Annotated in this window: 16 protein-coding genes; 9 read left to right on the top strand and 7 right to left on the bottom strand. The window is 61.3% G+C overall.

Annotated features, from left to right (window positions below; all coding sequences use genetic code 11):
• The first annotated feature begins 31 nt into the window (after positions 1–31).
• The 3 genes from NKH73_RS28360 to NKH73_RS28350 all read left to right on the top strand — a co-directional run bounded on the left by NKH73_RS28360 (position 32) and on the right by NKH73_RS28350 (position 2,304).
• Positions 32–1,075 (top strand): GlxA family transcriptional regulator, encoded by a 1,044-nt coding sequence (locus NKH73_RS28360; protein WP_352937861.1) that lies wholly within the window; start codon positions 32–34, stop codon positions 1,073–1,075.
• Positions 1,076–1,431: 356 nt separating this feature from the next.
• The gene (locus NKH73_RS28355) at positions 1,432–1,872 is read left to right on the top strand and encodes a carboxymuconolactone decarboxylase family protein (RefSeq protein WP_352937860.1); all 441 of its coding nucleotides are present in this window, start codon (positions 1,432–1,434) and stop codon (positions 1,870–1,872) included.
• A gap of 111 nt (positions 1,873–1,983) precedes the next feature.
• Positions 1,984–2,304 (top strand): hypothetical protein, encoded by a 321-nt coding sequence (locus NKH73_RS28350; RefSeq protein ID WP_352937859.1) that lies wholly within the window; start codon positions 1,984–1,986, stop codon positions 2,302–2,304.
• A gap of 1 nt (position 2,305) precedes the next feature.
• Here the strand turns inward: NKH73_RS28350 and NKH73_RS28345 are convergent, their stop codons facing one another.
• The 3 genes from NKH73_RS28345 to NKH73_RS28335 form a co-directional block, all read right to left on the bottom strand.
• A complete protein-coding gene (locus tag NKH73_RS28345; RefSeq protein ID WP_352937858.1) occupies positions 2,306–2,881 on the bottom strand; it encodes a dihydrofolate reductase family protein in 576 nt (191 codons plus the stop codon).
• A 128-nt stretch (positions 2,882–3,009) separates the two neighbouring features.
• Complete coding sequence (locus tag NKH73_RS28340; protein WP_352937857.1) at positions 3,010–3,543, bottom strand: SRPBCC family protein; 534 nt, start codon at positions 3,541–3,543, stop codon at positions 3,010–3,012.
• Positions 3,540–3,929, bottom strand: coding sequence for an ArsR/SmtB family transcription factor (locus NKH73_RS28335; protein ID WP_352937856.1), 390 nt, complete (start codon positions 3,927–3,929; stop codon positions 3,540–3,542). The genes NKH73_RS28340 and NKH73_RS28335 overlap by 4 nt, the downstream gene beginning before the upstream one ends.
• 412 nt (positions 3,930–4,341) lie before the next feature.
• Here NKH73_RS28335 and NKH73_RS28330 point away from each other — a divergent pair, with 412 nt between their 5' ends.
• Positions 4,342–5,889, top strand: a complete 1,548-nt coding sequence (locus tag NKH73_RS28330; RefSeq protein ID WP_352937854.1) for a winged helix-turn-helix domain-containing tetratricopeptide repeat protein — start codon at positions 4,342–4,344, stop codon at positions 5,887–5,889.
• A gap of 105 nt (positions 5,890–5,994) precedes the next feature.
• Here the strand turns inward: NKH73_RS28330 and NKH73_RS28325 are convergent, their stop codons facing one another.
• Positions 5,995–6,627 carry an ankyrin repeat domain-containing protein gene (locus tag NKH73_RS28325; RefSeq protein WP_352937853.1) on the bottom strand — a complete coding sequence of 211 codons (633 nt, stop codon included), beginning with the start codon at positions 6,625–6,627 and terminating at the stop codon, positions 5,995–5,997.
• Between the two features lie 228 nt (positions 6,628–6,855).
• On the opposite strand from NKH73_RS28325, the gene NKH73_RS28320 reads away from it, so the two are divergent.
• The 4 genes from NKH73_RS28320 (at position 6,856) to NKH73_RS28305 (ending at position 14,513) form a co-directional block, all read left to right on the top strand.
• The gene (locus NKH73_RS28320; RefSeq protein WP_352937852.1) at positions 6,856–7,248 is read left to right on the top strand and encodes a VOC family protein; all 393 of its coding nucleotides are present in this window, start codon (positions 6,856–6,858) and stop codon (positions 7,246–7,248) included.
• Positions 7,249–7,489: 241 nt separating this feature from the next.
• Positions 7,490–8,515, top strand: a complete 1,026-nt coding sequence (locus NKH73_RS28315) for an Lnb N-terminal periplasmic domain-containing protein (protein ID WP_352937851.1) — start codon at positions 7,490–7,492, stop codon at positions 8,513–8,515.
• Between the two features lie 118 nt (positions 8,516–8,633).
• Positions 8,634–9,464: an aldo/keto reductase gene (locus NKH73_RS28310; protein ID WP_352937850.1), complete on the top strand. Its 831-nt coding sequence runs from the start codon at positions 8,634–8,636 to the stop codon at positions 9,462–9,464.
• Positions 9,465–9,836: 372 nt separating this feature from the next.
• Positions 9,837–14,513 (top strand): putative Ig domain-containing protein, encoded by a 4,677-nt coding sequence (locus NKH73_RS28305; RefSeq protein WP_352937849.1) that lies wholly within the window; start codon positions 9,837–9,839, stop codon positions 14,511–14,513.
• Between the two features lie 40 nt (positions 14,514–14,553).
• On the opposite strand, the gene NKH73_RS28300 is transcribed toward NKH73_RS28305, so the two are convergent.
• From NKH73_RS28300 to NKH73_RS28290, 3 genes are all read right to left on the bottom strand, one after another.
• Positions 14,554–14,859 carry a hypothetical protein gene (locus tag NKH73_RS28300; protein ID WP_023799134.1) on the bottom strand — a complete coding sequence of 102 codons (306 nt, stop codon included), beginning with the start codon at positions 14,857–14,859 and terminating at the stop codon, positions 14,554–14,556.
• A gap of 142 nt (positions 14,860–15,001) precedes the next feature.
• Entirely contained in the window at positions 15,002–15,814 is an 813-nt protein-coding gene (locus NKH73_RS28295; protein ID WP_352937848.1) for a class I SAM-dependent methyltransferase, read from the bottom strand.
• 199 nt (positions 15,815–16,013) lie between these two features.
• Positions 16,014–16,202, bottom strand: coding sequence for a hypothetical protein (locus tag NKH73_RS28290; RefSeq protein WP_352937846.1), 189 nt, complete (start codon positions 16,200–16,202; stop codon positions 16,014–16,016).
• Positions 16,203–16,776: 574 nt separating this feature from the next.
• Between NKH73_RS28290 and NKH73_RS28285 the strand changes: the two genes are divergently transcribed.
• On the top strand, positions 16,777–17,424 hold the full coding sequence (locus NKH73_RS28285) for a response regulator transcription factor (RefSeq protein ID WP_352937845.1): 648 nt from the start codon (positions 16,777–16,779) through the stop codon (positions 17,422–17,424).
• Positions 17,425–17,443: the final 19 nt, after the last annotated feature.

Genomic DNA, 17,443 nt, shown 5'->3' with positions numbered 1-17,443 from the left:
TCGATTTTGGCCAAGACGGTGCGAAACGGACATGAAGCAGCGCAACCCCGACGATCCCCTGGCGATTGCGATTGTCGCAACGCCGGAGGCGGCCGCATCGGTTGTCTACGGCATCTACGAAGTCATGGCCTCGGTCGGGCTCGCCTGGCAACTCCTGCACCGGCAGCGCCCCGCCCCGGTCTTCAAGCCGGTTGTGCTCTCCATGGATGGCCAGCCGTTCCGTACGTTCAACGGCTTGACGATCCACCCCGATGGCCGGTTCGCCGATCATCCCTCCCCCGACATTGTCATCATACCGGACCTGGCGGTCATGCCGGGAGAACCAGTGCCCAACACCTATTCCGCCATTGCGGACTGGATATGCGGAGCCCACGCCAAAGGCGCCATTGTCGGCTCCGTCTGTACGGGTTCGACCTTGCTTGCGCTGACCGGCCTGCTGGATGGCGAGGATGCGACGACACATTGGGCCTGGGACGACGATTTCCGCAGCCGGTTTCCGCAGATCAAGCTGCGCAAGGAGCGCGTGCTGGTGCCGGCCGGCGAAGGTCACCGCATCATCACGGCTGGCAGCACGACGTCCTGGCACGATCTGCTGCTTTATCTCATCGCCCGCGTCCACAGCTTGGAGGAAGCGAGACGCATTGCAAAGTTCTTCCTTCTGCAGTGGCACGCCGACGGGCAGCTCCCCTTCGCCTCACTCACGGTCACGCGCCAGCACAAGGACCCTCTGATTGGCGCCGCGCAACTGTGGGCAGCTGACAATTATGCCAGCGCCAATCCGGTCGCGACGATGGTCGAGCAGAGCGGGCTTACCGAGCGCAGCTTCCTGCGTCGCTTTCGCGCCGCCACCGGCCAATCACCCATCGAATATATCCAGACGCTGCGCATCGAAGAAGCCAAGCATCTTCTCGAAACCACCGAAACCCTGCCGGACGACATAGCTGGCGAGGTCGGTTACGCCGAGGCGTCGAGTTTCCGTCGCCTGTTCAAGAAACTGGTCGGTCTTTCGCCAGCCGCGTACCGCCGCCGCATGCTTCCGCCTCCGCAAGCGTTTTTCCAGGCTGCCGCCGGATAAAGATGGCGCACGCCATCTGGCGCGTGACATCGGCTTGCGCGCCGACATGTCCGTTTCGGACCGTTTCCTTCCAAAGCTGACCTGTTCGCTCAAGGTCCTCCCGCATAGACACCAGCCACCCAAGTGGAACTCGGCTCACTGCTCAACAAAACGTCGAGCCCGAGTCGGCAAACATTTGGAGACGCAGCCGATATTGGGCCGAAGCCGTCCTCGACATGGATGTGCCCGGTCCCAGCGGCAGCACTTCGCTCGAAGCCACTGAAAAGCTTCGGAATTTAAGAACCCGGCCGGACCACCAGGTCCGCTCGAACCCGTTCGCCTGCCTTCAAAGGGGGTGAACCTGAAAGGAAACGATCATGAAACTGACCTACCTCGCTGCAGCTTTCGCTCTTGCCACCCTCGCCTTCGCAGCGCCGGCCCAAGCCCAGCAGATGCCGACGCCCGAACAGACCTATAGTGACATCCAGGCGACCTTCGGTTTCCTGCCAGGCTACACGAAGGCGTACCCCAAGAGTGCCATCGCCGGCGCCTGGGCCATGAGTAAGGGCCTGGCAGCGGACCCGAGCAACAAGCTCGATCCCAAAGTCAAGTCGCTGATCAACCTCGCGGTCGCGGCGCAGATCCCGTGCCAATACTGCATCTGGCTCGAAACGAGCCTCGCCAAGAAAGCCGGCGCGACGGACGAGGAAGTCGCCGAAGCGGTCGTGCAGGCAGCCTATGTGCGCCACTGGAGCACGGTATTGAACGGCCTCCAGGTGGATTTCGAAACCTTCAAAGCCGATTTCGGCGGCGAGTAAGCGCAGGTCTCGACTGTTCTACGCAGGGCGGCGCTCGCCGCCCTGTGTTGCGCTCCGAGAAAGTAACGGGTCGGCGAACGTCGGAGAAGGCGCCGCCGGAAGGACATGACTATGGAACTCTTGGTCAACATCGCGAACATTCTGTATGTGATCGCGTATTTCACGATGGATATGCTGCGGCTGCGCCTCCTGACGATCGTGGCGGCCTGCTGCCTGGCAACATATTTCTATAGCCAGCCGGAGCCGATGCTTAACGTGGTTGTGTGGAACATGTTCTTCATCAGCCTGAACATGTTCCAGATCTTTCGCATCCTCAAAAGCCGATTGACGCCGATTGCACGAAAGCGGTTGCTGGTCGCCTCGCGCCGGCGGGTCTCGCTCCTCATGGACGGCCTGCACCTCGGCGCTGCGAAGTCTGCGAAGACAGGCTGAGTTAGCCAATCCCATAGACCAGGCTCACACGCCTGTCGGGAAGCTGCTCAACTTTCCGCAGTTCGAGCCCGCGACGATTTTGCGTTGCTCCAAACAGCGCCTTTCCTTCGCCGGCGAGCAGCGGATAGACGATCAGCCGGAGTTCGTCCACCAGCCCGGCATCGATGAGGCTCGCGGTAATTCGGGCGCCGCCCATGAGATAGATGTCCTTGCCGGGCTGCTGCTTGAGGGCAGCGATGTCGTCGAAGGTCCGCACGAAGCGCGTCTTTGGCCAAAGCGCCGAAGTCATCGTGCTCGACAGCACATAATGCGGGGTCTGTTCGGCGAAGCGGGCCCATTCGAGCTCGGCCGGCGTCGGCAATTTGCCGGTCATCGGCAGCGGCTTGTCCGGTTCATTCTGTATCGCGGTCCAATAGCGCTCGTAGCCGGCATACATGGCGCTCCCGAGTAGACAGGCGTCGATTTGCGGCATCAGGCCGTATTCCTCCGACCATGCGTCGACCCAATCCGCGTATCCCTCCGGTCCCTCGATCTTGCCGTCGACGGAAATCTTCATTCCGGTAATCAATTTGCGCATGACTTCCTCCATCGGGCTTGCGGAATGCAAGCACGTTTCATCGTCGGTTCGTTGCTGGTGTGCGAGCCTCCAGGGGCGGATGCGGGTGGAGGCTGGGCGTGACTTAAGGGGTGGCCGACGCGATCGTGTCAGGCCGGCAGGCGGCGGTCGTATTCTTCGCGCAGGCGGCTCCAGCCATCCCAAAACGAGGTCGGCGTCTTGCCCGCGAGGCGGGCGGCCAGCATGTCGAGGTGCGTGTGCCAGCCAGCGGTGACGTTGAGCTGGGTTGCGCGTTCCGGCAGCCGCCGATGAACGACGGTGAGCAGCACATCGTTGCCCTTCGGCTCCAGCAAGAAGGAAACCCCGCCGGTGTTTCCCCAGGTGATGGCGAGCTTGCGCGGCGCATCGAGCTCGGTGATGCGGCCCTCCATTCGATGCTCTTCGGGAAAACCCGCGGGGCGCTGGCCAGGCGGATCGGTCAGCTCGTCGTTACGCCAGACGAGCTCGAACGAGGTGCCGGCCTTCATTTCCATCTGGCCCGCAGCCATCCACTGCCGGCGCAAGTCACTCTCGGTGAGATAAGCCCAGACGCGCTCGATGGGACCGGGCAAAAGACGCTGGATGGTGAACGTGGCGGGCTCGGTCAACTCGCCATAGGCTTCGATGCTTTTCATCTGGTTCATCGGTCGTCTCCTTCTCTTGAGTTGGGCGATTTCTTTGAATGATCCTGGACTTTGCGTGCGTCCTCCTCGCGAAGGAGGCGTTCGAGAACATCGAGACGGTTGGTCCAGAAGCGCTCGTAGAAGCCCAGCCACTGATGGGCGCTGGCCAGCGGTGCGGGTTCGAGCCGGCAGACATGCGTCCGGCCCCTCACCTCTCGGCGGATAAGCCCTGCGTTCTCCAGCGCCTTGATGTGCTTGGAGGCGGCGGCGAGTGACATGGCGAAGGGTTGCGCCAACTGGCTCACCGTTCGCTCGCCACCGGCGAGATCACGAAGCATGTGCCGGCGGGTGGCGTCGCCAAGCGCGTGAAAGACCGAGTCCATCTGGGGCGTCTCTAATTCAACCATGTAGTTGAATATAGACCTGCGTTTACGATTGTCAACCTATTGGTTGAATGATCGAGGAAACCCCTGCTACGGCAGATTCAGCAGAATTTCAGAAATCTTCCGGTACGCGCCCGTTCTTTGGCTTCATTGTTCTCGAGAAAGAACCGGATGAGGTCGACTATGTCACTGAATGAGAATACGCGCCAAGCCGCCCGGCAAGAACTCCTCGAATATGTATCTTGCGTTATGGCTGCGTCGCCTTGTGCGCCCATGCCTGGAACGATGTTCGAAATGCTCGAGATCATCGCCATGGAGAGGCGGATGGCTTCCAGCCAAAGTGAAGGCGAATCAAATTCCTTTGATCCCTTGACGTCTGAGCGAATTGAGACCCCAATCAGGCAGCGTCTAGTTAGGCTGATCAGGTCGGCATTCGATGTCGCAAGAAAATCCAGAGCACGTTCTGGCACTTGGCAGTTGCGAGCTTGATCTTGCGCGCGGCCTCCTTCTCCGCGACGGGAAACCTGTTGCCCTCCGCTCCAAGGCGTTTGATCTGTTAACCTATCTCAGCAGGAATATTGGACGTGTCGCGACCAAGTCAGAACTGATGTCGGCGGTGTGGCCTGATGTCTTCGTGACAGAGGACTCACTGACGCAAGCCGTCAGGGAGTTGCGAAAGGCGCTGCAGGACGAAAGCCAAACCATTATCCGCACGGTAGCCAAACGCGGCTACGTCCTTTCTCTTCTCGATGCGCCAAAGCCAGAGCGCTCTGGACAGCCGAGCGTTGCCGTACTGCGCTTCAGCAACGAAGGTGCGCCGGAAGACACCCCTCTGGTTGACGGCTTCGCCGAGGACGTTGTCAATGCGTTGGCTCGCTTTGGAACGGTCGTGGTGCTGGCGCGCAATTCCGGATTTGCATTTGTCTCGGATTCCGCTTCCGATTGGCGCGCCATTGGCGACAGCCTTGGCGCAACCTATTTGGTCCGTGGCAGGGCGGCGACTCGCGCAGACGGCATGCGGGTCACCGTCAGCCTCATTACCGCCTCGACGGGTGGAGTTCTCTGGAGCGATAATTTTTCTGCGTCTGGCGACCAGATCTTCGATATGCAGGAAGAAATCGCTCGTCGTGTGGTGAACCGGCTGGTCGCTCGGCTCGACGACGCAGCGATTAAACAAGCAACCCCAAAGCCTACGGACAGCTTGGCCGCATACGAGCTTCTCCTGCGTGGACTGGCCCGGCTGCGCGGCTATGGTGATGACGACAATGAGGCTGCACGCAATCTTTTCCAGGCAGCGGTCAAGAAGGACCCGACCTATGCCTTGGCGCATTCCTACATCGCGCTCGCCGATCTCATTATCGGTGGCTATGCTGAGGCATCCCCAGCGTTGCTTGGTTCAGTGATCGACCGCGCAGAGTGTGCGGTGATCCTGGCGCCGGAAGAGCCACGCTGCCATCGCGTACTCGCCCAGGCTCTCCTCTCAGCCCGTCGGTTCGAAGCAGCCGAACATCATCTTCAACGCGCGCTCGACCTCAATCCGTATGACGCCGATACGATTGCCCAAATGGGATACCTGCTCACGATGAGAGGCAGGCCTCTTGAAGCACTCGCGGCGCTTGACAGTGCGATACGGATCAATCCGATCCATCCTGATTGGTACCACTATGATCGCTCTATCGCGCTTTACTCTTCAGGAGACTACAAGGCCGCGCTCCGTAGCATGTCGAAGCTCCCATTGAAGACACCCTGGCGGCTGACACGGCTCGCGGCGTGCCATGCGCAACTCGGCGATCTCAAGGAAGCCCAGAGCATTATCGCAGAGATCAAGCGGATAGCGCCTGACTATTCGCCACTGGAGTTTGCGCAAACCGGGATAGCGTTCGAACATGCGAGCAATATTGAACACTTCACTGCCGGCGTCGCCAAAGCACTTGCAGCATATGAGGCCGGCCCGGTCGGCGCCCTGCCCCGACATCGTGAGTAGCAGCGCGCTTATCGCGAAGGGCTGACGAGCCTTCCGAATCGGAGGATTACCTGTTTCTTCGTCCGGTAACTACAAATGGCAATTGCAACCGGTCGCGAAGACCCTTCACTTGCCTTCGAAGAAAGTATGAATCGAGGTCTCCAGCTTTTCAATAAGTTGAGGGTTATGGCAGCTTCCAGCCCAGATCAGGGCGTTCAGTCTCATATCCTTGTTGAGAAAGTTCATTTTCCTGGAATCAAGCAGGTATCCCGCGACGTCGTAGTGCCGTCCCTTGATAGCCTCGATAAGCGCGTTGTTTCTTCCGGTCTTGTCACTCAGATTCACGTCGGCGCCATTTTCGACAAGCAACTTAACGACGTCCAGATGCCCGTTCTTTGCTGCTTCGATAAGGGCCGTTCTGCCGTAGTATTCGGCTCGTGCATCGATCTCTATTTCGGGATGTTTCACGAGAGCTAGAATGGATGCGTAGTGGCCCTTGGCCGAAGCGAGGCTCAAAGGCGTGCTCTTCCATGTGTTTCTGGAATTCACATCGATTGCTGGGTGTTCGATCAACGCCTCGACCGCCGCGGTGCGGGCGTTGAGGGCTGCGAGATGAAGCGCTGACCAGCCGCCGCCGTCCGCTTCGTTGATATTGGCGCCGGCCGCCAACTCCGCTCGAACGGTCTCCGCATCGCCTCTCTCTGCCGCGAGCAGCAGATTCGACCAACCTCTCGCCCCTTCGGCTTCCAAGCGGGTCAATGCAGTTTCCTCCCCGAATGCTCCCCGCAGGATATCATTGTTTGGGTTCGGCCGACATCCACCGAATGACCGACTTCCGGTGAGAAGCCTTCTCATTCGACAGCGTCCGCAGGTCATCGGGTATGTTGGCACGCCCGCTTGAGCAATATGGCCTTCGACCCCATCTCGTACGGATCTCTTCAGTCGTGAAAACAACGACGTGCGAGGAAAGATCAAAGGGAGTGATGCATGGCTATCGATTTCAACCACACGATACTGTCGGCCCGCGACAGCGAGGCGTCGGCAAAATTCCTGGCGGAAATGCTTGGTCTTCCAGCCCCGAGGCGCTGGGGACCTTTCCAGATGGTCACGACCGAAAACGGCGCCAACCTCGACTACATGGACACAGACGGCGAAATCAGGCGGCAGCATTATGCGTTCTTGGTCAGCGAAGCCGAGTTCGACGGGATCTTCGATAGGATTCGTGAACGGAACCTCCCGTACTGGGCTGACCCCGGCCGGACGCAGATGGGGCAAATCAATCACCACGACGGCGGCCGCGGTGTTTACTTCGAGGACCCGAACGGTCACCTTCTCGAGATCATTACCCGACAATACGGCAGCGGCGGATGGAACCCGTGATCGCTCGGTGACGTAGCCAGGCGGACGCACCAGGTCATCGTTTGATCGAACGGCCGATGCCGAGCGCGCTCGTTTCGCGCGTGCACCTTGTCGCTCGCTTCATGCCTGCGAAATCCGCGGCGACAGCTGGTATCGGGGCCATTGGTGCTTCAATATAGAGATGTAGAGTTGCCTTCGAATGTCCCGCGATGGCGTCCAGGCAATGCCAGACAGCCGGAGAGCAGCGCATCAGGGGGAATGAATGCGTCGCATCGCTCGGGTCTCGCTTGCCATCGTCCTTTCGCTGGCCGTCGCAATCTTGTCTGCCTGGGGCGGACTTGCCATGTGGTATCGCCTGCCCGTGGCCGAGCCTGGACGGGCTGTGGCCGGCGTCCTTTTCGTCTTGTTCGGCCTCGCTACCGTCATCGCGCTCTTCGGCCGGTTTCGAAACAGGGCGTTCGTCCTGTTTGCGGCTGCGTTTGCTGTGGTGCTGGTTTGGTGGAGCACCATCAGGCCTTTCGATCACGCGGACTGGGCGCCCGAAGTCGCCCGTCAGGTGACCGGCATCCGCGACGGCAATCTGCTGACGCTGACTGACGTGCGAGACTTCGAATGGCGTAGCGACACTGATTTCACCGAGCGCTGGACGATGCGGACCTACGACCTTTCCAGGGTTCAGACCGTCGACCTGTTCATGTCTTATTGGTCCGGACCTAATATTGCCCATGTCATCCTAAGCTTTGGCTTTGCCGGAGGTGACTATCTTGCCTGGTCGATTGAGGTGCGGCGGCATGGAGGCGGCAAATTTTCACCCGTCGCAGACCTGTTCAAGAGCAATCCGCTGGTCATTGTCGCGGCCGACGAGCGAGACGTCGGCGGCGTCAGGTCAAACGTTCGGGGAGAGGACGTCCAAATCTATCGGCTAAAAATGTCGCCAGACGCAGCCCGGGCGCTCTTGCTGGAATACGTTTCGGACGCAAATGCACTTTCCGCGACGCCTGAGTTCTATAATTCTATCACGACGAACTGCACGACCACGATCGTCAAGATGATGCGAGCCGTCGGTGACGTGGTCCCTCTTGACTGGCGCCTGATCGTCAATGGCTATCTTCCCGAATATGCGTATGCACGGGGTGCGCTCGACAGCCGCTTGCCAATGTCGGTTTTGAGGCAGTTAGCCCATATCGACGGCCGCGCGCGGGAGTCGGGCCTTTCGCCGGACTTTTCGAGATTGATCCGGGTTGGCGTGCCATCCCCAAATCCAGGATCTCGCCCCGGCTTCGATTAGGACATTTATCGAGCCATCGACTCGCCCTGGCGAACATCGAGACTAGATAGACTGTGCGCCGAGGCAGAACGCTCCGCAGCGCCCCCCCTTGTAGTCCCCATTGTAAAAGGACCTGAATATGCCTGAACAGATATCATTGAACGATGGCTCCGCCATTCCCCAGATCGGCCTTGGCGTGTGGCAGGTCGATCCAGCCATTACGGCGCAGGTGGTGAGTTGGGGCATCGGGGCGGGCTACAGATTGATCGATACTGCCGAAGGCTACCAGAACGAGGAAGGCGTCGGGCAAGCGATCCGCACGGCCGGCGTGCCGAGGAGCGAGTTGTTCATCACTTCGAAGCTGCGCAACGGCGCGCACCAGCGCGACGCCGCCCTTCGGGCTTTCGACGAGACGATGAACAAGCTCGGGATCGAACAGCTCGACCTGTTCCTGATCCACTGGCCAGTGCCCAGCCAGGATAAATACGTCGAGGCATGGAAAACGCTAATCGAACTTAGGAATGGCGGCAGGATCAAGTCGATCGGGGTTTCGAATTTCAACCGGGACCATCTCGAGCGGATCATCGGCGAGACGGGGGTCGTTCCCGTCGTCAACCAGATCGAACTCCACCCCCGGTTCCAACAGCGCGACGCCAGAGATTTTCATAGTACGCACAACATCCGCATCGAAAGCTGGAGCCCGCTGGGCAGCGGCCGACTGTTGAGCGACCCGACCCTTGAAAGCATCGCCGGAAAGCGTGGCAAGTCCGTGGCGCAGGTGATCATCAGATGGCACCTTCAGGAAGGGCTGATCGTCATTCCAAAGTCGATCCACCAGGACCGGATCGCCGCCAATTTCGACGTCTTCGACTTCGAGCTGGACGCGGCCGACCTCGAGCTCATTCGAGGAATAGACTCACCAGACGGTCGCACCGGGCCGAATCCCGCCACGGCTGCATTCCTGTTCTGAGGGGCTTGAAACGAACCGGCGGCGAAGCTTGCCGATCTCCCCCCAAGTGGGGAGAGCCAAGTTTTGGCAAACAGGGCAGAACAGAGAAGATCTGTCCTGCCTGCCTATCAACCAACTGCATCTCTCATTACGTCATTCTCAGCCGGTCATACCCGGTGCCAATAGCCTGTCTTGGACGGTTCGGGAGCTTCGCTCATCCGAGCGCCATCCTGGCTCCTGAGAACGGCAAGAAATCTTTCTGTCTATACCAAGGCAACGACGGTTGTAGGCCGTTGACCCTACACGCGTTTGTGTTAGACAGGCGTTCAGGCAATGCTATGGGCAACGGGTTCTTCTCGGCTGCTTGGCAATACCTGATCGGGGGGTTGGGGCATGTTCGGTTCGGCGCGTCTTGCGGCTGCAATACTGGTGCGTGTCGGCGCGCTCTTCATCTTCATGGCCGCCTTAATCTTGCCCGCGGCTGCGGGCGTTACGATTACGGGGGCGACTCCCAGCACCTTCTCAGGCCCCGGCCAGACCATCACCTTCCATTTCCGGGTCGACCAGGAGAACGCGATCATCAACTCGGTCGCCCTCACCATGAACCACCCGTTGGGGACGGTCAATTGCGCGCCCGCCCTTCCGCTCGCTCCATTCGCGACGACCAACTGCACGGCGACCTACGTAACCCAGCCGAGCAATAATATCGACATCATCCAGTACGGAATGTATGATCTTACGACCAATGGAGGACCACGCGGCGGGAACGTGGCTGGACAGGTTACCGTCGCCTACGTTCCACCGGGCGTGCCGTCGCTGACGTCGATCTCGCCGACGAGCGGACCGGTGACCGGGGGCACCTCGGTTACCATCACAGGCGTAAACCTCAACGACGTCACAGGCGTGACCATCGGGGGCACCGCGCTCATCGGCACAACCGTCGTCAACTCCACGACAATCACCGGAACGACGCCGGCAAACACCGCCGGCAGCAGGAACGTCACAGTCACCACCCTGTCGGGTTCGAGCACTCTGACCGGCGGGTTCACCTATATCTCGCCCACCATCACAGTAGGCCCGCCGAGCCTGCCTTCGGCGACGGCCAGCAACGCCTATTCACAGTCCGTTAGCGCCACGGGCGGCACTGCGCCCTACAGCTTTACAGTCTCGGCAGGCGCCTTGCCTCCGGGTGTTTCACTAACCAGCGGCGGCACGCTGGCAGGCACGCCGACCACTGCTGGAAGCTTCAATTTCACCGTGACGGCGACGGACGCGAACGGTTTCACCGGCGCCCGGGCTTATGCGCTTTCCGTCGGTGCTCCGACGATCATGGTGGCACCTTCGGCCCTGCCCAGCGACTTCGCCGGTGTCCCTTATGCGCAAACGTTTTCCGCCTCCGGCGGGGCGGCGCCCTATGGCTACATGGTTGGCGCCGGCGCATTGCCGCCAGGGCTGAGCCTGTCGGCCTCAGGCGACCTGTCGGGCACCCCGACCACCGCAGGAACCTTCAATTTCACCGTGACGGCAACTGACGCGAACGGTTTCCCCGGCACGCAAGCCTATGCGCTGTCCATCGCTGCTCCGACAATCACGCTTGCACCTTCCGCCCTGCCCGGCGGCACCGGCGGTATCGCTTATACACAGGCTCTTGCAGCCTCCGGCGGAGCAGCGCCCTATGGCTATGTGGTTACGGCCGGCGCACTGCCGCCGGGGCTGAACCTGTCGGCCACAGGCGACCTGACGGGAACACCGACCACCGCCGGAACCTTCAACTTCACCGTGACGGCAACGGACGCGAACGGTTTCACCGGCGCCCAGGCCTATGCAGTGTCCATCTCTGCTCCGGCGATCACGCTGGCGCCTTCCACGCTGACGGATGGCACCGCTGGTATGGCCTATGCTGAAGGGCTGTCGGCGACGGGCGGTACGGCTCCCTATGGCTTCGCGCTGACAGCCGGTACGCTGCCCACCGGGCTGACGCTTGGCGCTGACGGGTCGCTCACAGGCACACCAACCACCGCTGGAAGCTTCAATTTCACCGTGACGGCAACTGACGCGAACGGCTTCACCGGCGTCCAGGCCTATGCGCTGTCCATCGCTGCTCCGACAATTACGCTTGCACCTTCCACCTTGCCCGATGGCACCGGCAGTATCGCCTATGCGCAAACGTTTTCCGCCTCCGGCGGGGCGGCACCCTATGACTATATGGTTGGCGCCGGCGCATTGCCGCCAGGACTGAGCCTGTCGGCCTCAGGCGACCTGTCGGGCACCCCGACCACCGCAGGAACCTTCAATTTCACCGTGACGGCAACTGACGCGAACGGTTTTCCCGGCACGCAAGTCTATGCGCTGTCCATCGCTGCTCCGACAATCACGCTTGCACCTTCCACCCTGCCCGGCGGCACCGGCGGTATAGCTTATACACAGGCTCTTGCCGCCTCCGGCGGAGCAGCGCCCTATGGCTATGTGGTTACGGCCGGCGCACTGCCGCCGGGGCTGAACCTGTCGGCCGCGGGCGACCTGTCGGGAACACCGACCACCGCAGGAACCTTCAATTTCACCGTGACGGCAACGGACGCGAACGGGTTCACCGGCGTCCAGGTCTATGCACTGTCCATCGGTGCTCCGACGATCACACTGGCGCCTTCCACCTTGCCCGATGGCACCGGCAGTACCGCCTATGCGCAGGCGCTTTCCGCCTCCGGCGGGGTGGCGCCTTACGCTTACACGGTTACGGCCGGCACACTGCCGCCGGGGCTGAACCTGTCGGCCGCGGGCGACCTGACGGGAACCCCGACCACCGCTGGAAGCTTCAATTTCACCGTGACGGCAACTGACGCGAACGGGTTCACCGGCGTCCAGGTCTATGCACTGTCGATCGGTGCTCCGACGATTACGCTAGCGCCTTCCACCTTGGCGGATGGCACCGGCGGTATCGCCTATGCCCAAGGACTGTCGGCGACAGGCGGCACGGCTCCCTATAGCTTCGCGCTGACAGCCGGTACGCTACCCACCGGGCTGACGCTTGCCGCTGACGGGTCGCTCGCCGGCACACCGACCGTCGCTGGAAATTTCAATTTCACCGTAACCGCGACTGACGCGAACGGCTTCACCGGCGTCCAGGTCTATGCGCTGTCCATCGGTGCTCCGACGATCACGCTGGCGCCTTCCACCTTGCCCGATGGCACCGGCGGTATCGCCTATGCTCAAGGACTGTCGGCAACAGGCGGCACGGCTCCCTATAGCTTCGCGCTGACAGCCGGTACGCTGCCCACCGGGCTGACGCTTGGCGCTGACGGGTCGCTCGCAGGCACACCGACCACCGCTGGAAATTTCAATTTCACCGTAACCGCGACTGACGCGAACGGGTTCACCGGCGTCCAGGCCTACGCACTTTCCATCGGCGCTCCGGCGATCACGCTCACGCCTTCCTCCTTGCCTGGCGGCACCGGCGGTGTCGCCTATGCGCAAGGATTGTCGGCGACAGGCGGTACGGCTCCCTACGGCTTTGCGCTGACATCCGGTGCGTTGCCCGCGGGACTGACGCTTGCCGCAGACGGGTCGCTCACAGGCACACCGAGCGAGTCCGGGAGTTTTGCCGTCACCATCGAAGCCGCCGACGCCCTCGGCTTCACCGGCTCCGCCTCCTACACGCTCGTCATCGGTGCCCCAGTCCCGGTGGCTTCCAGCCGCACGGTAGAGATCCTGGCGGGCACGACGGGCCGGGCAAGCCTGACTGAGGGTGCAACGGGTTCGCCCTTCACGGGAGCAGCGATCGTTTCTCATCCTCCGGCAGCCGCCGGCACCGCCAGCATCGAAGGCAGCGGCGGCAACTACGATCTGGTTTTTGCCGCCACGGAGACGGCGAGCGGCGCAGTCGCCATTACTTATACGCTGTCCAATGCCTGGGGCGTGTCGGCGCCGGCGACCATCACCTTCAGCGTGACGATACGGCCCGACCCCTCGGAAGATCCCGAGGTAATCGGTCTGCTGACGGCTCAGGTGGATTCGGCCCGCCGTCTCGCAGACGCCCAGATCGGGAACTTTAACGACCGGCTGGAGCGGTTGCATAACGAAAGCGATCGCCGTGCCGCATCGATCGATCTGCGGATCGGTCTGCAGCGAGAAGACGAACCGCTGGCCTATGCGGGTGAAGAAGGCGGCGACGCTCGCGCGTTCGGCTTCCCTCTCGGCGGCCCCGGAGCACCGGCCGGCGGCAGCGGCGGAGCCGCGAGCGCTAGCAGGATGGCCTTCTGGGCCGGCGGCTTCGTCAATTTCGGCAGCCGCGAGGACGGTGCGCTCGAGCTTGACCAGACACTTGTCGGCGTTAGCGCCGGCGTCGACTGGCGCTTCTCGCCGAAGTTTGTCGGCGGCATCGGCATCGGCTATGGACGCGACGCCGTTGATGTCGGAGACAACGGCACTGAAAGCGAGGCGCAGGCCTTCAGTGCCGCCCTCTATGGCAGCTATCAGCCGATGGCGGGGATCTTCTTGGACGGGCTCCTTGGCTTTAGCCGGTTGGAGTTCGACAGCCACCGCTTCGTCACCGATACGGGCGGCTTCGCGGAAGGCGGGCGCGACGGGCACCAGTTCTTCGGCTCGCTCTCGGCAGGCTACGAGCATCGCAGGGACGGCCTGCTTCTGTCGCCTTATGCGCGGGTTGAGGCCTCCTGGTCTCGGCTTGACGCCTTCACCGAGACGGGTGCGGGACCCTACAACCTCGCCTTTGGCGACCAGGACGCGGAGATGGTGGCCGGCGTGCTGGGTCTTAGAATGGAATACCACATGCCGACAGACTGGGGCGCGCTGGTGCCGCGCGCCAGGCTGGAATACACGCATGATTTCGCGGGCTCGAGCCTTGCCAGCATTGGCTATGCCGACCTTTCGGGCGGACTACCCTATGCGCTGGAGATCGATCCCATGAGCCGCGACTACCTGACCTTGCAGGCGGGCTTCGACGCCGAACTCGGCGATGACTGGCAGCTTGGGCTCGACTACCGCCTTAACCTGGGGCTCGACGGCGACGGCCACAGCCACGCGGTGGGCCTGAAGGTCGGAGCGAACTTCTAATCAGGAATGTCGAGGCGGATCAGACGATCGCGCGCCAGCCTTATATCCCCGACCCATCCAGCAGCGGGACATCTTCTTCGTCCCAGGGGCTGGGCAATGAACCCTTGCTCAGATTGGCTGTCGGCAGCGGCATCCAGCATTTCAGTTCGGGTTCGGCGTATTCAACCACGCGTCCAGGCGACGAGTCGGAAGCACGCCAGCCCTCACTGCCGAACTGGTCGGCTCGGGACCAGTAAGCCAGGTCGACTTCCGCCGGACCCTGTTCGGACGGCCGAACCGTGACAAGGATTCGACTGCCATCCCTTGGCGCGCTCGACATGTGACGCCACCGATCGGGCTCGTCCATCGTATCTCCTTCCTGACGCCGGCATGACGATCTCGGCTGGACGAATTGTCGCTTCACCTACACGGCCGGTCAACCCGAACTTTGCGCAGGACAGCCTATCGTTGGCGGCCTGCCAGTCCGGCGGGACGTGGGCTCGCGGGTATCAGCGAACCTTGGCCTTGACTGCCCAGGCTCTGGTTTTCAAGGGGATGGACCCGCCCTCGCCGCGCGGCAGACTATCGCGGAGGCTCTCCATCAATCTCTGGCGAGCTGCGGGCTCGAGACTCATGCAATAGCCGGGCGCCGGTCCCGCGCCCAGGGTGAAGGGATACCAGTAGTCGTCAAAGTCCTTGAACACAGCCGGCATTTCAATCCGGGTGGCGTCGATGGAAACCAAGTCGGCCTTCTCCGCGAGATCGGTCAATCCGTCTTGGGTGCAGAACGGAAAGCGCCTGTCCTCGGTAAGGTCGACAGCGCCGGGATCAAGAGCAGTCGCAGCGGTCCAGAAGGCCCGCATGAATTCCACGCCGCCGCCGGGATAATCCCACACATAGAACCCGATCGTCGCTCCACGGCGGGCCACCCGCCGCATCTCGGCGAGTGCCTTTTCCTTGTCGGGGATGAAGTTGAGAACAAGCGCCGACACGACCATGTCCTTGCTGCTCGGTTCGACAGACAACGCCTGCGCATCGCCTGCGAGAAACCGGACGCGTTCGTCAGGCACGTTTGCGCGCGCCTTGGCGAGAAAACCTTCCGATGGGTCTATGGACACCAGGCTCCTGGGATTGCAGCGCGCCAGGATGGCTGCCGACAGCGCCCCGGTTCCGCAACCTACCTCCAGCCAATCCAGCCCGTCCGCTGGATCGAGCCAATCCAGGAACAGTGGAGCGATCTGACGGCTCCATCGCCCCATATAGAGGTCGTAGCTATCTCCGGCCTGCCAAGCGTCGTGACGCGTTGCCTCGCCCATCGCCATCTCCTCCCCGAGATAAGTTCAGATCATTCGATCGCGGCAAGAATACGCCCGTCCCAATTGCAGGAACAGAGGCACAGGGGTTCGGCATGAAATGCAGTGGAGGATCGGACGCCGGTCCTCACCGATTCCCAAGGGAATAACCTGCTGACGCAGGCGATCTGCCGGTTGGTTTTGTGCGAGCCCCGGGGCCGCCTCTCGACTATTGCCGCTTTGCCGTTCTGGGAAATTCCATGATGTCTGCGGGCGGACGCTTGTACTGGGCCGCGACGATTGCATCGATCAGAATATCCAGAGCCGCACGAGCCATGCTGCTCGTCTCGTCATCGCCGCGCAAATAATGGCAGGCTCGTTCGAGGTGGAGATGGGCGGCGGCAAAGTCGCTAGTCATGGATTTCTCCTTTTGCCCGCCGTCCGACAAGGATGGCAATCTCGATTTACCCAAAGACAAATATCCACAGGCGTATTTGAATCAAATCTGGCCGGTTAACCGGATCTTCAGCATATCGAGGCGACCTTGCTGGCGCGGACATGTGTTGAGTTCCGCCTCAGGCAACAGACCCGCTCCGGAGACCGGGGCGGGTTTTGCTTGAATGGTCGCCAAGGGCAGAACCTGAGATGGCTCGACGGCCGGAAGTCCGGCTTGCGTCCAGATTGGGCCAACCGGCTCAAACCTGGCTGACGTGGAAACCAGCCGGGCATGGAGCTACACGCGCGCTTTCTTGCAGATCGACGAAGGCGCGCCTTGGCCTGCCTAAAGCGCGCCGCGAGCCAACCCGACGCAGCATCAGCGACGGTACTGACATGCGTGCCAGGGCTAGGGAGCCCGGTCTGGCAGGGCCTACCTTAGGTTACTGTTATAGCTTCATCTATATTAGTATCTTCTTGACAATAGCTCGAAGCTCTGCTCTCCTGATTCATTGATAATTAAGTAAGTCATTGCGTTTTTTGGGGACGGTGTTCGCATGGCGACTTTGGTTGTTGCGGACCCGCGGGGGGTCTATCTCGCCGGTCTGGAGTGGGTTCTGCGGGAGGCCGGACACAGCGTTGTTGCAGACTGCCACCGCACAATGGACGTTCTTCCCCATGTGGAGCGTCATCGGCCTGACATTGCTATCATAGGCTTGGACATTGCGGATCGGCAGACAGCCACCCTTTCTTTTCGGCTAAGGGCCAGCAATAGCGCCCTGGGCATCATTTTCATCCTGCAGCCAAAGAGCGAATTCGACGTCAAGGAGATGCAGGCACTCGACGCCGACGGCTTGTTGCTGGACGGCGTCAGCCACCGCTACCTTATCGAATGTGTCAGCGCGGTGGGGGCCGGTCGAAAATGGATCGATTATAATATCCTCCAGCAGCTGGTGATGCCGAAAGTGCTGCATCACCCCCCACGCGCGCTTACAGGACGTGAGGCCGAAGTCGCCAGCCTCGTCGTGCGCGGGTTCCGCAACAAGAACATTGCCGAGCAGCTGCACGTATCCGAGGGCACGGTGAAAATGCACTTGCACCACGTCTACGAAAAGCTCCACCTCGGCAGCAGGGCTGAATTGGCCTGGGCGACGTTTGACAAAGGTGCCGACCACCTCGGAACGGGCCACAAAAGCGGGCTTTGATCATAACCTTCGGCCAGGC

This window comes from Mesorhizobium sp. M0938 (assembly GCF_040319125.1).
In the GTDB taxonomy this organism is placed as follows: Bacteria; Pseudomonadota; Alphaproteobacteria; order Rhizobiales; family Rhizobiaceae; genus Mesorhizobium; species Mesorhizobium robiniae.
The sequence above is the reverse complement of the archived record's forward strand: the minus strand, read 5'-3'. Positions and strand labels throughout refer to the sequence as shown.

What these genes read in the sequence shown, in the direction of transcription:
- NKH73_RS28355 (WP_352937860.1), top strand. Translation starts at nt 1,432, where the DNA reads ATGAAACTGACCTACCTCGCTGCAGCTTTCGCTCTTGCCACCCTCGCC.
- NKH73_RS28345 (WP_352937858.1), bottom strand. Translation starts at nt 2,881, where the DNA reads ATGCGCAAATTGATTACCGGAATGAAGATTTCCGTCGACGGCAAGATC.
- NKH73_RS28330 (WP_352937854.1), top strand. Translation starts at nt 4,342, where the DNA reads ATGTCGCAAGAAAATCCAGAGCACGTTCTGGCACTTGGCAGTTGCGAG.
- NKH73_RS28310 (WP_352937850.1), top strand. Translation starts at nt 8,634, where the DNA reads ATGCCTGAACAGATATCATTGAACGATGGCTCCGCCATTCCCCAGATC.
- NKH73_RS28340 (WP_352937857.1), bottom strand. Translation starts at nt 3,543, where the DNA reads ATGAACCAGATGAAAAGCATCGAAGCCTATGGCGAGTTGACCGAGCCC.
- NKH73_RS28335 (WP_352937856.1), bottom strand. Translation starts at nt 3,929, where the DNA reads ATGGTTGAATTAGAGACGCCCCAGATGGACTCGGTCTTTCACGCGCTT.
- NKH73_RS28320 (WP_352937852.1), top strand. Translation starts at nt 6,856, where the DNA reads ATGGCTATCGATTTCAACCACACGATACTGTCGGCCCGCGACAGCGAG.
- NKH73_RS28360 (WP_352937861.1), top strand. Translation starts at nt 32, where the DNA reads ATGAAGCAGCGCAACCCCGACGATCCCCTGGCGATTGCGATTGTCGCA.
- NKH73_RS28305 (WP_352937849.1), top strand. Translation starts at nt 9,837, where the DNA reads ATGTTCGGTTCGGCGCGTCTTGCGGCTGCAATACTGGTGCGTGTCGGC.
- NKH73_RS28285 (WP_352937845.1), top strand. Translation starts at nt 16,777, where the DNA reads ATGGCGACTTTGGTTGTTGCGGACCCGCGGGGGGTCTATCTCGCCGGT.
- NKH73_RS28290 (WP_352937846.1), bottom strand. Translation starts at nt 16,202, where the DNA reads ATGACTAGCGACTTTGCCGCCGCCCATCTCCACCTCGAACGAGCCTGC.
- NKH73_RS28295 (WP_352937848.1), bottom strand. Translation starts at nt 15,814, where the DNA reads ATGGCGATGGGCGAGGCAACGCGTCACGACGCTTGGCAGGCCGGAGAT.
- NKH73_RS28300 (WP_023799134.1), bottom strand. Translation starts at nt 14,859, where the DNA reads ATGGACGAGCCCGATCGGTGGCGTCACATGTCGAGCGCGCCAAGGGAT.
- NKH73_RS28315 (WP_352937851.1), top strand. Translation starts at nt 7,490, where the DNA reads ATGCGTCGCATCGCTCGGGTCTCGCTTGCCATCGTCCTTTCGCTGGCC.
- NKH73_RS28350 (WP_352937859.1), top strand. Translation starts at nt 1,984, where the DNA reads ATGGAACTCTTGGTCAACATCGCGAACATTCTGTATGTGATCGCGTAT.